The organism is Pseudomonas fakonensis (assembly GCF_019139895.1).
Taxonomy (GTDB): domain Bacteria; phylum Pseudomonadota; class Gammaproteobacteria; order Pseudomonadales; family Pseudomonadaceae; genus Aquipseudomonas; species Aquipseudomonas fakonensis.
Window position 1 is genome coordinate 4958936 of the sequence record NZ_CP077076.1, and the last position, 19637, is coordinate 4978572.

Genomic DNA, 19637 nt, shown 5'->3' on the forward strand with positions numbered 1-19637 from the left:
CTCCTACAGGGGTGCGTGCGCTCCTGCTTGTCGCTTGAAGCTTCCAGCTTCGTTATACTTCCCGGCTTTCCCGAACAAATGCCATAGGGTCCCGCCGCGCATGGACAAGACCTACCAGCCGCACGCCATCGAAACTTCCTGGTACAACACCTGGGAGTCCGAGAACTATTTCGCCCCGCAAGGTGCTGGTGACTCGTACACCATCATGATCCCGCCGCCGAACGTCACCGGCAGCCTGCACATGGGCCACGGTTTCAACAACGCGATCATGGACGCATTGATCCGTTTTCGCCGCATGCAGGGCCGTGACACCCTGTGGCAGCCAGGCACCGACCACGCCGGTATCGCCACGCAAATGCTGGTGGAGCGCCAGCTCGAAGCCAAAGGCCAGAACCGCCACGACCTGGGTCGTGAGAAGTTCCTCGAGAAGGTCTGGGAGTGGAAGGACCAGTCCGGCGGTAACATCAGCCGCCAGATCCGCCGCCTGGGCTCGTCGGTGGACTGGAGCCGCGAGCGCTTCACCATGGACGACGGCCTGTCCGAAGCGGTCAAGGAAGCCTTCGTGCGCCTGCATGAAGACGGCCTGATCTACCGCGGAAAGCGCCTGGTCAACTGGGACACCAAGCTGCACACGGCGATCTCCGACCTTGAAGTGGAAAACCACGACGAGAAGGGCCACCTGTGGAACCTGCGCTACCCGCTGGCCGATGGCGCCAAGACCGCCGAAGGCAAGGACCACCTGGTGGTTGCCACCACCCGTCCGGAAACCCTGCTGGGTGATGCCGCCGTCGCCGTCAACCCGAACGACGAGCGCTACCAGGCGCTGATCGGCAAGTTCGTCGAGCTGCCGCTGGTCGGCCGCCGCATCCCGATCATCGCCGACGACTACTGCGACCCGGAATTCGGCACCGGCTGCGTGAAGATCACCCCGGCCCACGACTTCAACGACTACGAAGTCGGCAAGCGCCACAACCTGCCGCTGCTCAACATCTTCGACAAGAACGCCCTGGTGCTGCCCGCCGCCCAGGCATTCAACCTCGACGGCAGCGTCAACGAGCAGTTCGACACCAGCCTGCCCGCCCAATACGCCGGCCTCGACCGCTTCGTCGCGCGCAAGCAGATCGTCGCCGACCTGGACGCCCAGGGCCTGCTGGTGAGCATCGACGACCACGCCCTGAAAGTGCCGAAGGGCGACCGTTCGGGCACCGTCATCGAGCCGTGGCTGACCGACCAGTGGTACGTCTCCACCAAGCCGCTGGCAGAGCCTGCCATCGAAGCCGTGGAAGACGGCCGTATCCAGTTCGTACCTAAACAGTACGAGAACATGTACTTCTCGTGGATGCGCGACATCCAGGACTGGTGCATCAGCCGCCAGCTGTGGTGGGGCCACCGCATCCCGGCCTGGTACGACGAGGCCGGCCAGGTCTACGTGGGCCGCAACGAGGAAGAAGTGCGCAGCAAGCACAACCTCGGCGCCGACATCAAGCTGCGCCAGGACGACGATGTGCTCGACACCTGGTTCAGCTCGGGCCTGTGGACCTTCTCGACCCTCGGCTGGCCGGAGCAGACCGAATTCCTGAAGAAATTCCACAGCACCGACGTGCTGGTGACGGGTTTTGACATCATCTTCTTCTGGGTTGCGCGCATGATCATGCTGACCATGCACCTGATCAAGAACGAGGACGGCACCCCGCAGGTACCGTTCAAGACCGTGTACGTGCACGGCCTGGTACGCGACGGGCAGGGCCAGAAGATGTCCAAGTCCAAGGGCAACGTGCTCGACCCGCTGGACATCGTCGACGGCATCACCCTCGACGCCCTGCTGGAAAAACGCACCAGCGGCATGATGCAGCCCAAGCTTGCCGAGAAGATCGCCAAGCAGACCAAGGCCGAGTTCCCCGAAGGTATCGCCAGCTACGGCACCGACGCCCTGCGCTTCACCTTCTGCTCGCTGGCCTCCACCGGCCGCGACATTAAGTTCGACATGGGCCGCGTCGAGGGCTACCGCAACTTCTGCAACAAGATCTGGAACGCCGCCCGCTACGTGCTGGACAAGGGCGAGGACTGCGGCCAGAACGGCGAGGCCTACGAGCTGTCGCTGGCCGACCGCTGGATCATCTCGCAGCTGCAGCGCACCGAAGCCGAAGTGACCCGCCAGCTCGAGCAGTTCCGCTTCGACCTGGCCAGCCAGGCGCTGTACGAGTTCATCTGGAACCAGTACTGCGACTGGTACCTGGAGCTGTCCAAGCCGGTATTGTGGGACGAGAACGCGCCGGTCGAACGCGCCCGTGGCACCCGTCGCACCCTGGTACGTGTGCTGGAAGTGGCGCTGCGCCTGGCCCACCCGTTCATGCCGTTCATCACCGAAGAAATCTGGCAGCGCATCGCGCCGCTGGCCGGTATCGAAGGCAAGACCATCATGCTGCAGGCCTGGCCTGTGGCGAACGAAAGCCGCATCGACGCCGCTGCCGAAGGCGACATCGAGTGGCTGAAAGAGCTGATGGTCGGCCTGCGCAACATCCGCGCCGAGATGAACATCGGCCCGGGCAAGCCGCTGCCGCTGTTCCTGAAAAACGCCAACGCCGACGACCAGCGCCGCCTGCAGGAAAACGAAGCGCTGCTGAAGAAGCTGGCCAAGGTCGAGTCGTTCACCGTGTTGGGTGAGCAGGACGAAGCACCGCTGTCGGCCACCGCCCTGGTGGGTGACCTGCAAGTGCTGGTGCCGATGGCCGGCCTGATCGACAAGGACGCCGAGCTTGCGCGCCTGAACAAGGAGATCCAGCGCCTGCAGGGTGAAGTGCAGCGGGTGGGCGGCAAGCTGTCCAACGCCGCCTTCGTCGACAAGGCGCCGCCTGCGGTGATCGAGAAGGAGCGCGCCAAGCTGGCCGAGTCCGAACAGGCCCTGGCCAACTTCACCGAGCAGCATGCGCGGATTGCTGCGCTGTAACTTAAAGTGAAGCCATAGCGGGCTGCCCTGCAGCCCATCGCCGGCAAGCCGGCTCCTACAGGTACCGCGCGTCCTGTAGGAGCCGGCTTGCCGGCGATGCTTTTTCAGGACCCGAACGATGAACCAGAAACCCACCCTGCACCCGCGCAACCGCCACCAGGGCCGCTACGACTTCCCGGCGCTGATCAAGGCCCACCCGGACCTGGCGCGCTTCACCATCACCAACCCCCACGGCAAGCCCAGCATCGACTTCGCCAACCCCGAAGCCGTGCGGGTGTTCAACCGTGCGCTACTCAAGGCCCAGTACGGTATCCAGCACTGGGACATCCCCGCCGACTACCTGTGCCCGCCGATTCCGGGGCGCGCCGACTACATCCACGTAGCCGCCGACCTGCTGGCCGAAGACAACAACGGTGAAGTGCCGCGCGGTGCCCAGGTGCGCGCCCTGGACATCGGCGTAGGCGCCAACTGCATCTACCCGCTGCTGGGCCACAGCGATTACCGCTGGCGCTTCACCGGCTCCGACATCGACCCAGTGGCCCTGGCCTCGGCCAAGGCCATCGTGCAGGCCAACCAGCTCGACAAGGCCATCGGCCTGCGCCTGCAAGCCGAGCGCAAGCACATCCTCAGCGGTTTGCTGCAAGAGGGCGAGCGTTTCGCGGTGACCCTGTGCAACCCGCCCTTCCATGCCTCGCGCGAAGAGGCCACCCGTGGCAGCCAGCGCAAGTGGAAGAACCTTGGCAAGCAGGACCCCAAGCGCAAGCTGCCGGTGCTGAACTTCGGCGGGCAGAACAACGAGCTGTGGTGCGAGGGCGGCGAGATCCGCTTCGTGACGCAACTGGTCGGTGAAAGCGTGCAGTACGCCGAACAGGTGCTGTGGTTCACCAGCCTGGTGTCCAAGGCCAGCAACCTGCCGGGCATCGAGGCGGCGCTGAAAAAAGCCGGGGTGAAGGCTGTGCGCATCGTCGAGATGGGCCAGGGGCAGAAGCAGAGCCGCATGGTGGCGTGGAGCTTCCATGACGATGAGGCGCGCAAGGCCTGGCTGGCCAGATAACAATCCGAACGTTCGCGCAGCCCCCTGTAGGAGCGGCCTTGTGTCGCGAAAGGGCTGCGAAGCAGCCCCCGACGATATGTGCAATGACGCACTTCCTGGGGCCGCTTCGCGCCCCTTTCGCGACACAAGGCCGCTCCTACAGGGATCGCGGGCGGCAAAAACACAGGCACAAAAAAACCGCGCCCGGGCAAGCCGGGCGCGGTTTCGTCAACACATCAACAATTACTTGTTGATCGAGTCGCTCAGGGACTTGGCCGGAACGAACTTGACGACTTTCTTGGCAGCGATTTCGATGGCAGCGCCAGTCGAAGGGTTGCGGCCGGTACGGGCAGGACGCTCGGAGACTTTCAGCTTGCCGATGCCTGGCAGGGTGATTTCGGCGCCGTTTTCCAGTTGGTCAGCGACGATCTGGCCCAGTTGCTCCAGGGCAGCGCGCGCGGTGGTTTTTGGCGCGTCGATCGATTCAGCGATATCGGCAATCAGTTGGTCTTTGGTCAGTGCCATGGTGGTGTTCCTTCCCTATCAAATCAGAGGTTGTGCAGCGTGCTTGGTCGGTGGTCGGGCCAGCCCGGGGACAATCCAGAGGCCGCGTCGATCGCGTATGTAGATACGCAAATCGGCGTTTGGTTCGACACCCCGCAAGCAAGCTGCCAGCAATGCGCCACACAGGGGGCGCAAGACCGCGCAAAGCTACCACATGAATCGATAAATATCCGCTGTCGACATTGATTTTGTGCAGGTTTTTCGGGGGTTTGCGGAAAAAAACCGGCAAATCGTACAAAAAACAGGCAACCGCTATTTACGCCAACATCTGGCCACTGCACCACCCCCGCCCTGGGGTAAACTGTGCGCCTTTTGCAGCGCGGTGCCGCACCGCCCAACAAACCGAGAATTCCATGCCCATCCGTCATTGCATCGTTCACCTGATCGACAAGAAGCCCGATGGCAGCCCCGCCGTGCTGCACGCCCGCGACAGCGAGCTGGCCGCCTCCGACGCCATCGAAAACCTGCTGGCCGACCTCAACGACAGCTACAACGCCAAGCAGGGCAAGGCCTGGGGTTTCTTCCACGGTGAATCCGGCGCCTACCCGTTCAGTGGCTGGCTCAAGCAGTACCTGGACACCGAACAGGACTTCACCGCCTTCAGCCGCACCGCCGTCGAGCACCTGCAAAAGCTGATGGAAGAGTCCAACCTGTCCACCGGCGGCCACGTGCTGTTCGCCCACTACCAGCAAGGCATGACCGAATACCTGGCCATCGCCCTGTTGCACCACAGCGAAGGCGTGGCGGTGAACGCCGAGCTGGACGTGACCCCGTCACGCCACCTGGACCTCGGCCAGTTGCACCTGGCTGCACGGGTCAACCTGTCGGAGTGGAAGAACAACCAGGCGTCGAAGCAGTACATCTCGTTCATCAAGGGCAAGAACGGCAAGAAAGTCTCGGACTACTTCCGCGACTTCATCGGCTGCCAGGAGGGCGTCGACGGCCCGGGTGAAACCCGTACCCTGCTCAAGGCCTTCAGCGACTTCGTGGAGAAAGAGGACCTGCCGGAAGAGTCCGCCCGCGAAAAGACCCAGACCCTGGTCGACTATGCCACCACCCAGACCAAGCTGGGCGAGCCGATGGCACTCGAGGAGCTCTCCAGCCTGATCGACGAAGACCGCCCGCAGGCATTCTTCGATCATATCCGCAACAGCGACTACGGGCTGTCGCCGGAGATCCCGGCCGACAAACGCACCCTCAACCAGTTCCGCCGTTTCACCGGGCGTGCAGAAGGGTTGTCGATCAGCTTCGAGGCGCATTTGCTGGGCTCGAAGATCGAGTACGACGAAGAAGCCGGCACGCTGGTGATCAAGGGGCTGCCGACGCAGTTGATCGACCAGCTCAAGCGCCGCAAGGACTGAATCGGCATATCGCGGGGCAAGCCCGCTCCTACGGGATCACACCACACTGCCGGCATAGGAGGCCACCAGCGCCTCCTTGGCCTTTTTGCGCAGTTTTTTCACCAGGCGCTCCTGGCGCAGCGCTTCGCCCTTGTCCGGCCACTGCTCCACATACACCAGCGCCTGCGCCGGGCTGGTCTTGAAGTAGCGCGCACCCTGCCCCTTCTGGTGCTTGATGAAGCGCTTCTGCGGGTCGTCGCTGATGCCGCAGTACAGCGAGCCGTTGGCGGCGCGCACCAGGTAGAGGTACCAGGGCTTGCACTCGGCGGGTGGGGGAGTTTCGCTCACGGTTCGGTTCGAGACAGCTGAAGGTGGCGCAAGCTTACCCGCTCAGCGGCCCTGCTGGAATGCGCGCAGGCCCTTGTACGCCTGCTGGCGCACCTTGTTTTGCAGCATTGGCGACCAGCCCAGCAGCACACCGGGCATGCCCAGCGCCTGCCGTGCCCAGCGCCACAGGTCGAAGGTGTCGTCATGCTGGCAGATCAGCCCGTCGCGAATCACGAAGCGCGCCTGGATGTCATTGACCACCACCCGCCCGGTCTGGCTGAACAGGTAGGTCGCCACCCAGTGCGCCGCACCGCCGCGCTCGTCACTGCGCACGTTGTCGAAGGTCAGGGTGAAGTCCTTGGCACGTGAGGTGAGCATGCGCCACATATCCTTGGCGTCATCGCCGCGCAGAGTGCCGAACACCGGGTCGCTGAAAGCGATGTCGTCGCTGTAGCAGGCCGCCATGGCCTCGGCGTCCAGGCGCTGGAAAGCCTGGTAGAAACGGGTGATCAAGGCGCTGTTGGCATCACTCATGGGCAGGTCCTGTGCAAGGGGCGAAAGGCGCACGATAGCCTGTGGCCACTTATGGCGCCATATCCATCAGCGTCATGAATGATCGCCTGGCCAGCAGGCGCTCTACATTGCCCTGAGGGGAGCGGCCGGGGCGCTTCCCTCAGGAATTGCATAAGCTTCTGGCCAGTGCCGTACCTGTAGGAGCCGGCTTGCCGGCGATGAGGCCGGTTCAGGCAGCACAAGGCAGTTGCTCCCACAGGTCCTCGCCGAGTCAGTGAGAGTATCCATCTCCTCACACCTTCTCGCTGCTTACCTGCACATGCAGCACCCGCCCGGCCCCCAGGCCGAACACGATGGCACCCACGCCGAGCACGGCGAAAATCCAGCCCACGGCATTCCAGCCACCGGTCAGGTCATGCACCAGCCCCACCGCGAACGGCCCCATCGATGCCAGCGTATAGCCCACGCCCTGGGCCATGCTCGACAGGTTGGCAGCCACATGGGCGTCTTTGGAACGCAGCACGATCAGGGTCAGCGCCAGGGCGAAGGTGCCGCCCTGCCCCAGGCCCAGCAACACTGCCCAACCCCACAGCCCGTCGATGGGCGCGTACAGGCAGCCGAACAGCCCGGCCAGGGTGACCAGCATCACCACCACGATGGCCAGGCGCTGGTCCTTGCCGCGGGTGGCCAGCCATGGCGCGCCGAGCGAGCTGACCAGTTGCACGATCACTGACCCGGACAGTACCAGCCCGGCCTCGGTGGGGCTCAGCCCGCGGCCGATGAGGATCGACGGCAACCAGCCGAACACGATGTAGGCCAGCGACGATTGCAGGCCCATGTACAGCGTCACCTGCCAGGCCAGCGGGTCGCGCCACAACCCGCGCACACGGTAGGCGGCCTTGTGCAGGCCGTGCCCCTGGCGCGCCTGGGGCAACCAGACCAGCATTGCCAGCAGCGCCGGCACCATCCAGAAGCCCAGCCCCAGCGCCCAGTTGCCGTCGAAGTGGCTGGCCAGCGGCACGGTGGCACCGGCCGCCATGGCCGCGCCCAGGCACAAGGCCATGGTGTAGACGCCGGTCAGGGTGCCGGCGTGCTGCGGGAAGTCGCGCTTGACGATACCGGGCAGCAGCACGCCGATGATGCCGATGCTGGCACCGGCCATCAGGCTGCCGAGGAAGATGCCGGCCACCCCGAACGCGCTGCGTACCAGAATCCCCAGGGCCAGGGTCAGGAGGATGCCGAGAATCACCCGTTCGCTGCCGAACCGGCGCGCCAGGATCGGCGCCAGCGGCGCGAACAGGCCCAGGCACAGCACCGGCAAGGTGGTCAGCAGCCCGGCCTCGGAAGCGTTGAGCCCAAGCCCCGCGGACACCTGCCCAAGCACCGGCGCCATGCTCGAAAGTGCCGGGCGCAGGTTCAGCGCCACCAGCACCAGGCCCAGCAACAGCAGCCAGGGCCGTTGCAGCAGTACCGGCTGCTGCTGAACTTGTTCATCGTCGGCCTCGGCATCGATGAGCAGTTCATCGAGTTCGCGGTTTGCTTGATCACTCATGGGGGCAGTTCCAGTCAGGATTCTATGAGGGTCCGGCTGAGGCGCTTGGCACGCTGCGGATCGCGTTGTTCGAGGGCGTCGAGGATCTGCCCGTGCAGGTCGAAGGTGGCCTGGCAACGGGGGACGCTGGTCATGTTGTGCTGCAGGGCTGCGGCGACCACACCGGAGAAGTAGCGGTACAGCTCGCTGAGCGCGGGGTTGTGGGCGGCGTCCACCAGGCGTTGGTGAAACTGGATGTCGCAGGCGACATAGGCGTCGACATCGCCGTGAAAGTGCTCGCCGCTTTGCAGCAGGGCCTGGCGCAGTTCGCGCAGGTCGTGCTCGGTGCAGCGCAGCGCGGCCAGGCCGATGGCTTCGGCTTCGAGGATATGGCGGGTTTCGCGGGCGTGCTCGACGGTGCAGCGGGCCATGGCCTGCACGGCTTGCAGTGGGTCCTGCACGGTACGCAGGTAGCTGCCGTCGCCCTGGCGGACTTCCACCAGGCCGCTGAAGGCCAGCACGCGCATGGCTTCGCGCACGGTGTTGCGGCTGATGCCCAGGTCGCTGGCAAGCTCAGGTTCGGTGGGCAGGCGTTGACCTACTTGCCAGGTGCCTTTGGCGATCTGGTCGCGGAGTTGGTCTACGGCTTGTTCGACCAGGGAGCGTTTGGTGAGTTGGGACATTGGGGTTTGGCTTATCGTCCAGTCATCGGATGAATTTCAGGAGGTGGACGATAGCGGGTTGGTGGGGGGGGTGGCAAGGGTTCAGGTTCGGGGCTTATGGTGATTGCTTTGGGAGATGTAGGCGCATTCATTGACGATGTTGGCTTTTCGTCACCTTTCCGCCCTTACGGCGGGTTACTTTGGACGGCCAAAGTAACCAAAGCCGCCTGCTCCCATCATCCGGCCCCCTACGCTGCGCTTCGGGGGTTCCCTCGCTCCGGGCTTGCTCCGGAGGTACGCGCCGACGGGCCGTCCCTGGCCCGATCGGCGCTCGACCGGCATCCATGCCGGTCGCCCTCCTACGCAATCCCTACGCTCGGCCTCCTGAAGTCGCGATTTGTGTTGCCTGAACTATTGCGCGCTTAGAAGCCAGATCAAAAGCCAGATCAACAGCTGGGATGTTGGTTTAATTGTTGTTGATGTGTTGTTAGTTCTGGGCCTATCGCCGGCAAGCCGGCTCCTACAGGGGTATGCGTTATCCGAATTAACGCGTTCCACTGTAGGAGCCGGCTTGCCGGCGATTGCTATCCTGAGTTCCCACAAATGCAACTAGCGACCGAGCTGCGTACTCATAGGCGCCGCCCCTAACTTCGCGACTTCAGGAGGCCGAACGCAGGGATTGCGTAGGGGGGCGACCGGCATGGATGCCGGTCGAGCGCCGATCGGGCCAGGGACGGCCCGTCGGCGCGTACCCCCGGAGCAAGCCCGAAGTGAGGGGACCCCGGAGCGAAGCGCAGGGGCCGGATGAATGGAGCGAGGATTTTTTGGTGACTTTTTGATCCTTCAAAAAGTTACCCGCCGTAAGGGCGGAAAGGTGAATAAGCGTCACTACCAATAATGAATGCGCATACAACTTTCAAAACAACCAACAACCAACAACCAACAACCAACAACCAACAACCAACAACCAACAAACTATAAGGGGCAGACCAGAAGATAAACCCACTATCCCCCAACCCGCCCCCGAACCAAACCCAACCTCAGATCAATTCAAAGCATCCAGCAAAGCCTGGTTCATCTCCGGCGTCCCCACGGTAATCCGCAAGAACTGCGCAATCCGCGCCTGCTTGAAGTGCCGAACAATCACCCCCTGCTCCCGCAGCCGCGCCGCAATCCCTGCCGCATCCCGCTCAGGGTGCCGGGCAAAGATGAAGTTCGCCGCCGAAGGCAATACCTCGAACCCGCGCGATTCCAACGCCGCCACCAACACCTCGCGGCTGTCGATCACCTTGCGGCAAGTCTCGTCGAAGTACGCACGGTCCTCGAACGCCACAGCCGCCCCGACAATCGCCATGCGGTCCAGCGGGTAGGAGTTGAAGCTGTTCTTGATCCGCTCCAGCGCCTCGATCAGGTCCGGATGGCCGACAGCCAGGCCAACCCGCAGCCCCGCCAGCGAACGCGACTTGGACAGGGTCTGGGTCACCAGCAGGTTGTCGTAGCGGCCCACCAGGCTGATGGCGGTCTCGCCGCCGAAGTCGATGTACGCCTCGTCGACCACCACCACCGAATCAGGGTTGGCCTGCAGCAACTGCTCCACCGCCTCCAGCGCCAGCAGGCAGCCAGTCGGTGCGTTGGGGTTGGGGAAGATGATCCCGGCATTCGGCTTGCTGTAGTCGGCCACGCGAATCTGGAACTGCTCGTCCAGCGCCACCGGCTCGAACGGGATGCCGTACAGGCCGCAATACACCGGGTAGAAGCTGTAGCTGATGTCCGGGAACAGCAGCGGACCGCGGGCGTGCTGGAACAGGCCGTGGAAGATGTGCGCCAGCACCTCGTCCGAGCCGTTGCCGACGAACACCTGGGCCGGGGTGACGCCGTAGTACTCGGCGACCGCCTGCTTGAGGCGGTCACCGTTCGGGTCCGGGTACAGGCGCAGGTTGTCGTTCAACTCGCCACGCATGGCCTCCAGCGCCTTGGGCGACGGGCCATAGGGGTTCTCGTTGGTGTTGAGCTTGACCAGGCGGGCCAGCTTGGGTTGCTCGCCCGGCACGTAAGGCACCAGGTCCTTGACGAAGGGGCTCCAGAAACGGCTCATGTTCAATTCCCCTTCTCGTTGAGGATGCGGTATTCGGCGCTGCGGGCGTGGGCGGTCAGCGACTCGCCACGGGCCAGGACCGAGGCGGTATGGCCCAGCTCGGACGCGCCCTGCTCGGAGCAGAAGATGATCGACGAACGCTTCTGGAAGTCGTACACGCCCAAAGGCGAGGAGAAGCGCGCGGTGCCGGAGGTCGGCAGCACGTGGTTGGGGCCGGCGCAGTAGTCGCCCAGCGCCTCGCTGGTGTGGCGGCCCATGAAGATCGCACCGGCATGGCGGATCTGTGGCAGCCAGGCCTGCGGGTCGGCCACCGACAGCTCCAGGTGCTCGGGGGCGATGCGGTTGGCCACCTCGATGGCCTGCTGCATGTCACGCACCTGAATCAGCGCACCACGGCCGTTGATCGACTTCTCGATGATCTCGGCACGCTCCATGGTTGGCAGCAGCTTGTCGATGCTGGCAGCCACGCGGTCGAGGAACTCGGCATCAGGGCTGACCAGGATGGCCTGGGCGTCTTCGTCGTGCTCGGCCTGGGAGAACAGGTCCATGGCAATCCAGTCCGGGTCGGTCTGGCCGTCGCATACCACGAGGATTTCCGACGGGCCGGCGATCATGTCGATGCCCACCTGGCCGAACACGTGGCGCTTGGCGGTGGCTACGTAGATGTTGCCCGGGCCGACGATCTTGTCCACCTGCGGCACGCTCTCGGTGCCATAGGCCAGAGCCGCGACGGCCTGGGCGCCACCGACAGTGAACACGCGGTCTACACCGGCGATGCAGGCTGCGGCCAGCACCAGCTCGTTGACCTCGCCACGCGGGGTCGGCACCACCATGACCACTTCAGTGACACCGGCCACCTTGGCCGGAATGGCGTTCATCAGCACCGACGAGGGGTACGACGCCTTGCCGCCCGGCACGTACAGGCCGGCGCGGTCCAGCGGGGTGACTTTCTGGCCGAGCACGGTGCCGTCGGCTTCGGTGTACTGCCAGGAGTCCTGTTTCTGCCGCTCGTGGTACATGCGCACGCGGTTGGCGGCCTTTTCCAGCGCTTCGCGCTGAACCGGGGTGATGCGGGTCAGGGCCAGTTCCAGGCGCGCACGGTCGAGGATCAGGTCATCGATGCTTTTGGCATCGACACCGTCGAAACGCTGGGTGAACTCCACCAGCGCCGCGTCGCCGCGCTCGCGCACGGCCTTGATGATGTCGAGCACGCGCTGGTTGACCGCGTCATCGGACACGCTTTCCCAGCTCAGCAGATGATCAAGATGTCGCGCGAAATCCTGGTCAGCAGCGTTGAGACGGGCAATTGCAGTGGACACGGTCATGGCGAGGGCCTCGGAATAGATAGCGAATGCTCAGGCGCCCTAGGCTACCAGTCCATCCGCGCGGGCACCCGAGAAAGAAGGCTATGACGCGGATAGACGGGCGCGACAGCAGAGGTCGCGCGCAGAAGTCAGCCGCGGTGTCGCGATTCGACAGCGTTGCGCAGGGTGTCGATCAGGCTCTGGATGCGGGCGTGCTGCATTTTCATGGAGGCCTTGTTGACCACCAGGCGCGAGCTGATCGTGGCGATCAGGTCCTGCGGCTCGAGGCCGTTGGCGCGCAGCGTGTTGCCGGTGTCGACCACGTCGATGATCTTGTCGGCAAGGTTGATCAACGGTGCCAGCTCCATGGAGCCGTACAACTTGATGATGTCGACCTGGCGGCCTTGTTCTGCGTAGTAGCGCTTGGCTACGTTGACGAACTTGGTAGCCACCCGCAGACGGCCCTTGGGCTCAGGTGCACCGGTAACGCCGGCAGTCATCAGCTTGCACTGGGCGATTTGCAGGTCCAGGGGCTCGTACAGGCCCTGGCCGCCGTATTCCATCAGCACGTCTTTGCCGGCAACGCCGAGGTCGGCAGCGCCATGCTCGACGTAGGTGGGCACGTCGGTGGCACGCACGATGAGCAGGCGCACGTCGTCCTGGGTGGTCGGAATGATCAGCTTGCGGCTCTTGTCCGGGTTCTCGGTGGGAACGATGCCCGCCTCTGCCAGCAACGGCAGGGTGTCGTCGAGAATACGGCCTTTGGATAGCGCGATGGTCAACATGGGGAACGTCGGTCCTTAAGCAGCTACTGCCGGCCAGCCCGTGGGCTGGCCGCATTCGATTCAAAAGCGCATCCCTGCGCCTGCGGATGTTAACCCGGTACGCGGCGGATTTTCGCGCCGAGCATCTGCAGTTTTTCTTCGATGCACTCGTAACCACGGTCGATGTGGTAGATGCGGTCGATCAGGGTGTCACCTTCGGCGACCAGCGCCGACAGCACCAGGCTGGCCGATGCGCGCAGGTCGGTGGCCATCACCGGGGCGCCCTTGAGCGCCTTGACGCCGGTAACGATGGCGGTGTTGCCTTCGACCTGGATCTGCGCGCCCATGCGGTGCATTTCGTACACGTGCATGAAGCGGTTTTCGAAGATGGTCTCGATCACCGCGCCAGTGCCTTCGGCGATGGCGTTGAGCGAGATGAACTGTGCCTGCATGTCGGTGGGGAATGCCGGGTACGGAGCGGTGCGCAGGTTGACGGCCTTGGGCCGCTTGCCGTGCATGTTCAGCTCGATCCAGTCTTCACCGGTGGTGATGTCGGCGCCGGCTTCCTTGAGTTTTTCCAGTACGGCTTCAAGGATGGTCGGGTCGGTGTCCTTGACCTTGACGCGGCCACCGGTCACGGCGGCGGCAACCAGGTAGGTGCCGGTTTCGATACGGTCAGGCATCACCTGGTAGGTGGTGGTACCCAGGCGCTCGACGCCATCGATGGTGATGGTGTCGGTGCCAGCACCCTGGACCTTGCCGCCCATGGCGTTGATGAAGTTGGCCAGGTCGACCACTTCCGGTTCACGGGCGGCGTTCTGCAGCACACTGCGACCCTTGGCCAGGGCTGCGGCCATCATGATGTTCTCGGTACCGGTGACGCTGACGGTATCGAAGAAGAAGTGCGCACCGCGCAGGCCGCCCTCGGGGGCCTTGGCCTTGATGTAGCCGCCTTCGACTTCGATCTTGGCGCCCATGGCCTCAAGACCGCGGATGTGCAGGTCTACCGGGCGCGAACCGATGGCGCAACCGCCAGGCAGGGCCACTTCGGCCTCACCGAAACGGGCAACCATCGGGCCAAGTACCAGGATCGAGGCGCGCATGGTCTTGACCAGCTCGTACGGGGCGACGAGGGTCTTGATGGTGCGCGGGTCGATTTCCACGGCGAGTTTTTCGTCGATCACAGGCTCGATGCCCATGCGCCCGAACAGCTCGATCATGGTGGTGATGTCGTGCAGGTGCGGCAGGTTGCCGACCGTGACCGGGCCATCGCACAGCAGGGTGGCCGAGAGAATCGGCAGGGCCGAGTTCTTCGCGCCGGAGATGCGGATCTCGCCATCGAGGCGGGCACCGCCGGTGATAATCAGTTTGTCCATACGTGTCTCGCCGCCAAGTTGGCTCAGGTGCGCTCAGCCCAGGCTGCGCTGCTGAAGAATTTCATGGTTACCGCGTGGATGGCGCCGTTGGCGATCCACGGATTGAGGTGAGCGTAGATCGCCTGCTGACGCTTGACCGGGCTCAGGCCGGCGAGCTCGTCGCTGATCACGTTCAACTGGAAGTTGCAGCCTTCGCCTTCAACTTCAACCCGGGAACCGGGCAATTTTTCTTCCAGAAAGCTTTTGACTTCTACGGCCTGCATGCTCAACCTCGATCGGCGCCCAACGCGCGCGGGTCGGCCATCATACAAAAAAGCCCCTCGCCTGCGAAGCCCATGACGGGGCGCGCTGACCGAGGGGCCTTCACCTTCGGGCAGGCCATCAACCTGCCAGCACTTCATCAAGGTCGTAGACCTCGGCAATTTCGCGCATGTCGCTGGGCATGCCGCGCACCTCGCAGGCCTTGCCGGCGGCTTGTGCATCACGCATGAACGCCAACAACAGCGACAACCCGACACTGCTCGACTTGACCACCGCGGTGCAGTCGAGCACCAGGTGCGACTCGCGGCTGGCGGCGATCAACGCCTTGCCCTGCTTGCGCAGAGCCGGGCCGCTGCGGTAGTCGAGCACGCCGGCCAACGCCAGCACGCCCGGCTCGGCCATGCTTACCCCGGCCTCGCTCATTTGACTTCCTTGTCCGGCGACTGGTCGGCGGTCTGCTTGGCCTTGGCCACTTCGCCGGCCCAACCGTCGATGGTCTTGTCCAGGTCATTGCCGTTGCGCTGCATGGCGTCGGCGAACTGGTCACGGAACAGCTTGCCGATGTTGATGCCGTTGACGATGACGTTGCGTACCTTCCACTCACCACCGATCTTCTGCATGGTGTACTGCACCGGGTAGACCGCGCCGTTGTTGCCAGTCACCTTCATGCCGACGCTGCTGCGGTCGCCGTCTTCAGGCTTGGCCGGGTCGACGGTGATGCCCTGGTTGTTGTATTCGAGCAGCGCGTTGCCATAGAACTGCATCAGGCTGCGCTTGAAGTTTTCCTGGAAGCGCTGCATCTGCGCAGGGGTGGCCTTGCGCGAATACTTGACGGTCATGATGCTTTTCGAAATGCCGTCGGCATCGACCACCGGGCCGAGGTTGCTGTTAAGCGCGTTGTAGAACGCCTCGGGGTTGGCCTTGTACTGCTCTTTGTTGGCTTTGAGGTCGCTGAGCAGTTGCGTGGTGGTGGTCTGGATGACATCACGGGCAGACTGCCCTGGCGCGGCCAGGGCCATCAGGGGGAAGGCCGCCAGCAGGACCAGCAGGCCACGTCGCAGGATGGAAATCATGGAGACTCCTTAATTAGCCGGTTGTGCTTCTTTCGGTTCCTTGCCCACCGAGTTGAGCAGGAACTTGCCGATCAGGTCTTCCAGCACCAGCGCCGACTGGGTGTCGTGGATGGTGCTGCCATCCTTGAGTACCGCGTCTTCACCGCCCACGCTGATACCGATGTACTTCTCGCCCAAAAGGCCTGCGGTCAGGATCGAGGCAGTGGAGTCGGTCGGCAGGTTGTCGACGTTCTTGTTCAGCTGCAACGTGACCCGGCCAGTGTACGAGTCGCGGTCCAGATCGATTGCCGTGACCTTGCCGATTGTCACACCGGCCATGGTCACCTTAGCTCTGACAGTCAAACCGGCGATATTGTCGAAGTACGCATAAACTTTGTACGTGTCGCTGCTCGGGCTGGCCGACAGCCCGCTGACACGCAGGGCCAGCAGCAGCAGCGCCAGGATCCCGGCCAGGAGGAACAGGCCGACACCGATTTCCAGGGTGCGGTTTTGCATCAGAAATCTCCAAACATCAAGGCGGTCAGAATAAAGTCCAGACCCAGCACTGCCAATGAGGCATAAACCACGGTCCTGGTGGTGGCACGGCTGATCCCTTCTGAGGTGGGCTCACAGTCATACCCCTGGAATACGGCGATCCAGGTGACGACGAAGGCGAACACCAGGCTCTTGATCAGCCCGTTGAGCACGTCGTCGCTGAACGAAACGCTGTTTTGCATGTTGGCCCAGAACGAGCCCTCGTAGACCCCCAGCCAGTCCACGGCCACCCACGAGCCACCCCAGATGCCCACCACGCTGAAGATCAGCGCCAGCAGCGGCAACGAGATGAAACCGGCCCACAGGCGCGGGGCGACGATGTACTTGAGCGGGTCGACGCCGATCATCTCCAGGCTCGACAACTGCTCGGTGGACTTCATGTTGCCGATTTCGGCAGTCAGCGCAGAACCGGCACGGCCAGCGAACAGCAGCGCGGTGACTACCGGCCCCAGTTCACGCAGCAGGGTCAGGGCAACCATCTGGCCCACCGCCTGCTCCGAGCCGTATTTGGTGAGGATGCTGTAGCCCTGCAGGGCCAGCACCATGCCAATGAACACGCCGGACACGACGATGATCGCCAGCGACAGCACACCCACCGAGTAAAGCTGCTTGGTCAGCAACTGGAAGCTGCCGCCGATGCCGCCGCGGCCGATCAGGGCATGGCCGAGGAACAGGCAGGAGCGCCCGAGCACGGCCAGCACGTCGATGGCGGCGCGGCCAAACAGGCGAATACGTTCAAGAATGGATTTTCTGCGCATCAACGCGCCCCCAACAGGTCGGCGCGGTAGTCAGGCGCAGGGAAGTGGAACGGGACCGGGCCATCCGGGTCGCCCTTCATGAACTGGCGAATACGCGGGTTGTCCGAGCCCATCAGCTCGTCCGGCGTACCCTGACCCAGCACCTGGCCGTCACCCACCACATAGATGTAGTCGGCGATGCTGGCAGTTTCTGCAAGGTCATGGGAAACAACGATGCTGGTGATACCCAGGGCATCGTTGAGCAGCCGGATAAGACGCACCAGCACACCCATGGCGATCGGGTCCTGGCCGACGAACGGCTCGTCGTACATGAGGATCTGCGGGTCCAGGGCAATCGCCCGGGCCAGTGCCACACGGCGCTTCATGCCACCGGACAACTCATCGGGCATCAGGTCGATGGCGCCACGCAGGCCCACGGCCTGCAGCTTCATCAGAACGATGTCACGGATCATCTCGTCCGAAAGCCCGGTGTGCACCCGCAGCGGAAAAGCGACGTTCTCGAACACATCGAGGTCGGTGAACAGGGCACCGCTCTGGAACAACACACCCATTTGTTTGCGGGCGTCGAACAGGTCGCCGCGGGACAACGCGGGCAGGTTCTGCCCGTTGACCCACACTTCGCCGCCTGACGGGCGCAACTGTGCGCCCATCAGGCGCAGCAAGGTGGTCTTGCCGCAGCCCGACGGGCCCATGATGCCGGTGACCTTGCCGCGGGGAATGCGGATGTCCACGTTGCTGAAAATGCTGCGCGAACCGCGCTTGAAGGAGACGCCCTTCAACTCGACCGCGTAGGCGCTATCCACACTCATCTAGACTCCTTGCAGTGCAGCCTCGTCTCCATGGACGCCTGCCTCCATCTTGAAGGCACACTGGTTCCCCGGCGGGCCGAATAGCGGCGAACTATAGCACCGCTGGTACGCCCGCCCCAAGGCCGTCACCCGACTCGTTCAGGGCACAGACAGACTTGCGCGACATGCATATGACATTCGAAGGATGAGCCTTTCACACATTGCGGCTATAATCGCCGCCTTTTCATCAGGCATTGCGTTTTCGACATGAGCCAATCCAGCGAGCTGATCCAATCCGCCCAGCGCACCCTGCGCCTCGAACTCGAGGCCGTGGAGGCCCTGCTGGCCCGCATCGACGGTGATTTCGTCAAGGCCTGCGAGCTGATCCTGGCCAGCAAGGGCCGGGTGGTGGTGGTTGGCATGGGCAAGTCCGGGCATATCGGCAACAAGATCGCCGCCACCCTGGCCAGCACCGGCACCCCATCGTTCTTCGTCCACCCGGCCGAAGCCAGCCATGGCGACATGGGCATGATCACCCGCGACGATGTCATCCTGGCCCTGTCCAACTCGGGCAGCACCGCCGAGATCGTCACCCTGCTGCCGCTGATCAAGCGCCTGGGCATCCAGATGATCAGCCTGACCGGCAACCCCGACTCGCCTCTGGCCCAGGCCGCCGAGGTCAACCTCGACGCCGCGGTGGCGCAGGAAGCCTGCCCGCTGAACCTGGCCCCGACCTCCTCCACCACGGCCGCGCTGGTGCTGGGCGATGCACTGGCCATCGCCCTGCTCGAGGCCCGTGGCTTCACCGCCGAGGACTTCGCCTTCTCGCACCCCGGCGGTGCCCTGGGCCGCCGCCTGCTGTTGAAGGTGGAAAACGTGATGCACAGCGGCGACGAACTGCCCCAGGTGCAGCGTGGCACGCTACTCAAAGACGCCCTGCTTGAAATGTCCCGCAAAGGTCTGGGCATGACCGTGGTGCTGGAGCAAGACGGTACACTGGCCGGCGTGTTCACCGACGGTGACCTGCGCCGCAGCCTGGACCGCAACATCGACGTGCACAAGACCCTCATCGACCAGGTGATGACTGTGCACGGCAAGACCGCCCGCGCCGAGATGCTCGCCGCCGAGGCACTGAAAATCATGGAAGACCACAAGATCAGCGCCCTCGTGGTCGTCGACCAGGCCGACCGCCCTACCGGCGCCCTGAACATGCACGACCTGCTGCGCGCCGGAGTGATGTAAATGAACCAGGACCTGATGCAACGCGCCAAGGCCATCAAGCTGGCGGTGTTCGACGTCGACGGCGTGCTCACCGACGGGCGCCTGTACTTCCTTGAAGACGGCAGCGAGTTCAAGACCTTCAACACCCTCGACGGCCATGGCATCAAGATGCTCATGGCCTCGGGCGTGACCACCGCGATCATCAGCGGGCGCAAGACCCCGGTGGTCGAGCGTCGGGCGCAGAACCTGGGCATCCCGCACCTGTTCCAGGGCCGTGAGGACAAAATGGTGGTGCTCGACGGCCTGCTGGCCGAACTCAAACTAAGCTACGAGCAAGTCGCCTACTTGGGCGACGACCTGCCCGACCTGCCGGTGATCCGCCGGGTAGGCCTGGGCATGGCGGTGCAAAATGCCGCCTCGTTCGTGCGCGAGCACGCCCATGGCGTCACCCAGGCACGCGGCGGCGAAGGCGCCGCCCGCGAGTTCTGCGAACTGATCATGCAGGCCCAGGGCACCCTGGACGCTGCCAACGCTCACTACCTGTAA

Annotated in this window: 20 protein-coding genes; 5 read left to right on the forward strand and 15 right to left on the reverse strand. The window is 63.8% G+C overall.

From position 1 onward, the window contains the following. Nucleotides 1-100: 100 nt before the first annotated feature. Nucleotides 101-2947 (forward strand): valine--tRNA ligase, encoded by a 2847-nt coding sequence (locus KSS94_RS21825; protein ID WP_217840133.1) that lies wholly within the window; start codon nucleotides 101-103, stop codon nucleotides 2945-2947. A 118-nt stretch (nucleotides 2948-3065) separates the two neighbouring features. Then, nucleotides 3066-4001 (forward strand): 23S rRNA (adenine(1618)-N(6))-methyltransferase RlmF, encoded by a 936-nt coding sequence (gene rlmF / locus KSS94_RS21830; RefSeq protein WP_217840134.1) that lies wholly within the window; start codon nucleotides 3066-3068, stop codon nucleotides 3999-4001. Nucleotides 4002-4223: 222 nt separating this feature from the next. Here rlmF and KSS94_RS21835 read toward each other — a convergent pair whose 3' ends face one another. Next, complete coding sequence (locus KSS94_RS21835) at nucleotides 4224-4505, reverse strand: HU family DNA-binding protein (protein ID WP_217840135.1); 282 nt, start codon at nucleotides 4503-4505, stop codon at nucleotides 4224-4226. 392 nt (nucleotides 4506-4897) lie between these two features. On the opposite strand from KSS94_RS21835, the gene yejK reads away from it, so the two are divergent. Further along, nucleotides 4898-5905 carry a nucleoid-associated protein YejK gene (yejK, locus tag KSS94_RS21840; RefSeq protein WP_217840136.1) on the forward strand — a complete coding sequence of 336 codons (1008 nt, stop codon included), beginning with the start codon at nucleotides 4898-4900 and terminating at the stop codon, nucleotides 5903-5905. 36 nt (nucleotides 5906-5941) lie between these two features. Here yejK and KSS94_RS21845 read toward each other — a convergent pair whose 3' ends face one another. The 14 genes from KSS94_RS21845 to KSS94_RS21910 all read right to left on the reverse strand — a co-directional run bounded on the left by KSS94_RS21845 (nucleotide 5942) and on the right by KSS94_RS21910 (nucleotide 17891). Beyond that, nucleotides 5942-6232 carry a GIY-YIG nuclease family protein gene (locus KSS94_RS21845; RefSeq protein ID WP_217840137.1) on the reverse strand — a complete coding sequence of 97 codons (291 nt, stop codon included), beginning with the start codon at nucleotides 6230-6232 and terminating at the stop codon, nucleotides 5942-5944. A 42-nt stretch (nucleotides 6233-6274) separates the two neighbouring features. Next, nucleotides 6275-6745, reverse strand: a complete 471-nt coding sequence (locus KSS94_RS21850; RefSeq protein ID WP_217840138.1) for a nuclear transport factor 2 family protein — start codon at nucleotides 6743-6745, stop codon at nucleotides 6275-6277. Between the two features lie 271 nt (nucleotides 6746-7016). Next, nucleotides 7017-8276: a CynX/NimT family MFS transporter gene (locus tag KSS94_RS21855; protein WP_217840139.1), complete on the reverse strand. Its 1260-nt coding sequence runs from the start codon at nucleotides 8274-8276 to the stop codon at nucleotides 7017-7019. Between the two features lie 14 nt (nucleotides 8277-8290). After that, nucleotides 8291-8938, reverse strand: a complete 648-nt coding sequence (locus KSS94_RS21860) for a FadR/GntR family transcriptional regulator (protein WP_217840140.1) — start codon at nucleotides 8936-8938, stop codon at nucleotides 8291-8293. Between the two features lie 1024 nt (nucleotides 8939-9962). Continuing rightward, the gene (gene hisC, locus KSS94_RS21865; RefSeq protein ID WP_217840141.1) at nucleotides 9963-11012 is read right to left on the reverse strand and encodes a histidinol-phosphate transaminase; all 1050 of its coding nucleotides are present in this window, start codon (nucleotides 11010-11012) and stop codon (nucleotides 9963-9965) included. A 2-nt stretch (nucleotides 11013-11014) separates the two neighbouring features. Then, nucleotides 11015-12337: a histidinol dehydrogenase gene (gene hisD / locus KSS94_RS21870; RefSeq protein WP_217840142.1), complete on the reverse strand. Its 1323-nt coding sequence runs from the start codon at nucleotides 12335-12337 to the stop codon at nucleotides 11015-11017. A 128-nt stretch (nucleotides 12338-12465) separates the two neighbouring features. Further along, nucleotides 12466-13101, reverse strand: coding sequence for an ATP phosphoribosyltransferase (gene hisG / locus KSS94_RS21875; protein ID WP_023630427.1), 636 nt, complete (start codon nucleotides 13099-13101; stop codon nucleotides 12466-12468). An 89-nt stretch (nucleotides 13102-13190) separates the two neighbouring features. Beyond that, a complete protein-coding gene (gene murA / locus KSS94_RS21880) occupies nucleotides 13191-14456 on the reverse strand; it encodes a UDP-N-acetylglucosamine 1-carboxyvinyltransferase (protein WP_217840143.1) in 1266 nt (421 codons plus the stop codon). Between the two features lie 23 nt (nucleotides 14457-14479). Next, on the reverse strand, nucleotides 14480-14719 hold the full coding sequence (locus KSS94_RS21885; RefSeq protein WP_110993420.1) for a BolA family protein: 240 nt from the start codon (nucleotides 14717-14719) through the stop codon (nucleotides 14480-14482). A gap of 118 nt (nucleotides 14720-14837) precedes the next feature. Beyond that, on the reverse strand, nucleotides 14838-15140 hold the full coding sequence (locus tag KSS94_RS21890) for an STAS domain-containing protein (protein ID WP_217840144.1): 303 nt from the start codon (nucleotides 15138-15140) through the stop codon (nucleotides 14838-14840). Then, entirely contained in the window at nucleotides 15137-15790 is a 654-nt protein-coding gene (locus tag KSS94_RS21895) for an MlaC/ttg2D family ABC transporter substrate-binding protein (protein WP_217840145.1), read from the reverse strand. Before KSS94_RS21895 ends, KSS94_RS21890 begins: the two co-directional genes overlap by 4 nt. Nucleotides 15791-15799: 9 nt before the next feature. Continuing rightward, the gene (gene mlaD, locus KSS94_RS21900) at nucleotides 15800-16285 is read right to left on the reverse strand and encodes an outer membrane lipid asymmetry maintenance protein MlaD (protein WP_217840146.1); all 486 of its coding nucleotides are present in this window, start codon (nucleotides 16283-16285) and stop codon (nucleotides 15800-15802) included. Further along, a complete protein-coding gene (mlaE, locus tag KSS94_RS21905; RefSeq protein WP_217840147.1) occupies nucleotides 16285-17082 on the reverse strand; it encodes a lipid asymmetry maintenance ABC transporter permease subunit MlaE in 798 nt (265 codons plus the stop codon). Before mlaE ends, mlaD begins: the two co-directional genes overlap by 1 nt. After that, complete coding sequence (locus tag KSS94_RS21910; RefSeq protein ID WP_217840148.1) at nucleotides 17082-17891, reverse strand: ATP-binding cassette domain-containing protein; 810 nt, start codon at nucleotides 17889-17891, stop codon at nucleotides 17082-17084. The genes mlaE and KSS94_RS21910 overlap by 1 nt, the downstream gene beginning before the upstream one ends. 246 nt (nucleotides 17892-18137) lie before the next feature. On the opposite strand from KSS94_RS21910, the gene KSS94_RS21915 reads away from it, so the two are divergent. Together KSS94_RS21915 and KSS94_RS21920 are read left to right on the forward strand one after the other, a co-directional pair. Then, nucleotides 18138-19112 carry a KpsF/GutQ family sugar-phosphate isomerase gene (locus tag KSS94_RS21915; protein ID WP_217840149.1) on the forward strand — a complete coding sequence of 325 codons (975 nt, stop codon included), beginning with the start codon at nucleotides 18138-18140 and terminating at the stop codon, nucleotides 19110-19112. Next, the gene (locus KSS94_RS21920; RefSeq protein ID WP_217840150.1) at nucleotides 19113-19637 is read left to right on the forward strand and encodes a KdsC family phosphatase; all 525 of its coding nucleotides are present in this window, start codon (nucleotides 19113-19115) and stop codon (nucleotides 19635-19637) included.